The sequence below is a fragment of the Streptomyces sp. NPDC057428 genome (assembly GCF_042803195.1).
Classification (GTDB): Bacteria; Actinomycetota; Actinomycetes; order Streptomycetales; family Streptomycetaceae; genus Streptomyces.
Genome location: NZ_JBHVCT010000225.1, coordinates 1 through 1,392 on the forward strand (window position 1 = coordinate 1; position 1,392 = coordinate 1,392).

General features: G+C 68.7%; 1 protein-coding gene. It reads left to right on the forward strand.

What is annotated here, in order from left to right:
• Positions 1-10: 10 nt before the first annotated feature.
• Positions 11-1,392 (forward strand): MFS transporter (locus ACFU5K_RS31900; protein ID WP_384068241.1); only part of this gene is annotated, 1,382 nt, incomplete at its 3' end.

Below are 1,392 nucleotides of genomic sequence, written 5' to 3' on the forward strand. Positions count from 1 at the left end.
AGGGAGTTCCATGGCGTCCGAGGTGCGGCGCGCACACCATCAGGTGACCTTCACGGTGCTGACAGCCGGGGTCGGCGCATACGCGCTGCTCCAGTCGCTCGTCACACCTGTGCTACCGACCATCCAGGCAGATCTGCACACCTCCCAGGACACGGTGACGTGGGTGCTGACCGCCTATCTGCTCTCGGCGTCGGTCTTCACGCCGATCATGGGCCGTATCGGGGACGTCATAGGCAAGGAGAGGGTGTTCGTCGCCACCCTCGTCGCGCTGGGCCTCGGCTCGCTCCTGGCCGCCCTCGCGGGCAACATCACCTTGCTGATCATCGCGCGGGCGGTACAGGGCATCGGCGGTGGTGTGCTGCCCTTGGCCTTCGGCATCGTGCGCGACGAGTTCCCCAGGGAGAAGGTCTCCGGCGCCGTCGGACTGCTCGCGTCCCTCACCGCGGTCGGCGGCGGCTTCGGTATCGTGCTGGCGGGTCCGATCGTGAACGCCCTCGGCTACCGCTGGCTGTTCTGGCTACCGATGATCGTCACCTTCGCCGCGGCGCTCGCAGCCCACTTCCTGATCCCGCCGTCGCCGGTACGGACCCCTGGGCGGATCAGCTGGCAGCCGGCGTTGCTGCTGTCGGCGTGGCTCGTGGCCCTGTTGGTCGGATTCAGTGAGGCTCCGAAGTGGGGCTGGGGTTCCGGCCGGACCATCGGCCTGATCACCGCTGCCGTTGTCCTCGCCGTCGCCTGGGTCCAGGTCGAACGGCGGGCTGCCGCGCCCCTGATCGACATGAGGATGATGCGGCTGCCCGCGGTGTGGACCACCAACCTCGTGTCGCTCCTGTTCGGCGCCGGCCTGTACGGTGCCTTCGCGTTCGTGCCGCAATTCGTCCAGACACCCGCCTCCGTGGGCTACGGCTTCGGCGCCGGTACCACCCAGGCCGGACTGATCCTGCTGCCACTCACCCTCATGACGTTCGTCCTCGGGCTGGTGGCGGGGAAGCTCGCCCACCGGATCGGCGACAAGACGGTGGTGCTGGCCGGGTGTGTTATCGCCGTCCTGGCCATGCTCTGGCTCGCTTTCGCGCACACCGACAAGTGGCAGCTGTACGTCGGCACCGGAGTACTCGGAGTGGGCTTCGGACTGGCCTTCGCCACGATGTCCAGTCTCATCGTCTCCGCCGTACCCGCGTCCCAGACCGGGGTCGCGAGCGGTATGAACGCGAACATCCGGACGATCGGTGGTGCCGTCGGCGCGGCACTGATGTCCAGCATCGTCACCTCCGACCTCGGCCCGGGCGGACTGCCCGCGGAGTCCGGCTATACACATGGCTTCACGCTGCTGGCCGGCGCTCTGGCCGTCGCCGCCGTGGCGGCCGCCCTCATACCCGCGACCGCTCGACG